This is a genomic window from Fictibacillus sp. WQ 8-8 (assembly GCF_024494405.1).
GTDB classification, from domain to species: Bacteria; Bacillota; Bacilli; order Bacillales; family Fictibacillaceae; genus Fictibacillus_C; species Fictibacillus_C marinisediminis.
In genome coordinates, this window is sequence record NZ_JAMXKG010000039.1 from 1 (window position 1) to 1,525 (window position 1,525).

Below are 1,525 nucleotides of genomic sequence, written 5' to 3' on the forward strand. Positions count from 1 at the left end.
GTTGCCTCATGAACTTACCTGAGCTTTTGTTTGGTTTTGAAAGAACATCGTTTCTTTCAAACAATAGAGGTTATGTGACGCATTTTTTTGCGCGCACGGACCATGTTCCTTGAAAACTAGATAACGAAACATCCAAACAAAGCCAACTAATTCATTAGTTGTGCGCTGATTTAGTAACAATTAAGACGATTCAGCAGCGACAAGATCGAGGAAGCGAAGTTCTGGAGGAGCGGAGTGTAGTTCGCCTACATGAGCACCGGAAGAACAAAGCTGACGAAGAGATTGGAAGCTGATCAATCGTCGATAAAGGTTAAGCTAGAAAGGGCGCACGGTGGATGCCTTGGCACTAGGAGCCGAAGAAGGACGGGACGAACACCGATATGCCTCGGGGAGCTGTAAGTAAGCATTGATCCGGGGATTTCCGAATGGGGGAACCCACCATCCGTAATGGGATGGTATCCATATCTGAATACATAGGATATGAGAAGGCAGACCCGGGGAACTGAAACATCTAAGTACCCGGAGGAAGAGAAAGCAAATGCGATTTCCTGAGTAGCGGCGAGCGAAACGGAATCAGCCCAAACCAGAGGGCTTGCCCTCTGGGGTTGTAGGACACTCAACATGGAGTTACAAAGGAACGGGGTAGATGAAGCGGTCTGGAAAGGCCAGCCAAAGAAGGTAACAGCCCTGTAGTTGAAACTTCGTTCCCTCCTGAGTGGATCCTGAGTACGGCGGGACACGTGAAACCCCGTCGGAATCCGGGAGGACCATCTCCCAAGGCTAAATACTCCCTAGTGACCGATAGTGAACCAGTACCGTGAGGGAAAGGTGAAAAGCACCCCGGAAGGGGAGTGAAAGAGATCCTGAAACCGTGTGCCTACAAGTAGTTGGAGCCCATTAACGGGTGACAGCGTGCCTTTTGTAGAATGAACCGGCGAGTTACGATAACGTGCAAGGTTAAGCTGATAAGGCGGAGCCGCAGCGAAAGCGAGTCTGAATAGGGCGCCATAGTACGTTGTCGTAGACCCGAAACCGTGTGATCTACCCATGTCCAGGGTGAAGTTCAGGTAACACTGAATGGAGGCCCGAACCCACGCACGTTGAAAAGTGCGGGGATGAGGTGTGGGTAGGGGTGAAATGCCAATCGAACACGGAGATAGCTGGTTCTCCCCGAAATAGCTTTAGGGCTAGCCTCGCGGCTAGAGTCCTGGAGGTAGAGCACTGATTGGACTAGGGGCCCCCACAGGGTTACCGAATTCAGTCAAACTCCGAATGCCAGAGACTTATCCGCGGGAGTCAGACTGCGAGTGATAAGATCCGTAGTCAAGAGGGAAACAGCCCAGACCATCAGCTAAGGTCCCAAAGTATACGTTAAGTGGGAAAGGATGTGGAGTTGCCCAGACAACCAGGATGTTGGCTTAGAAGCAGCCACCATTTAAAGAGTGCGTAATAGCTCACTGGTCGAGTGACTCTGCGCCGAAAATGTACCGGGGCTAAACGTATCACCGAAGCTATGGATTGTACC

Annotated in this window: 1 rRNA gene; it reads left to right on the forward strand. The window is 50.8% G+C overall.

What is annotated here, in order from left to right:
- Positions 1 to 308: 308 nt before the first annotated feature.
- Positions 309 to 1,525, forward strand: a 23S ribosomal RNA gene (locus M1K46_RS25430); the annotation flags it as partial.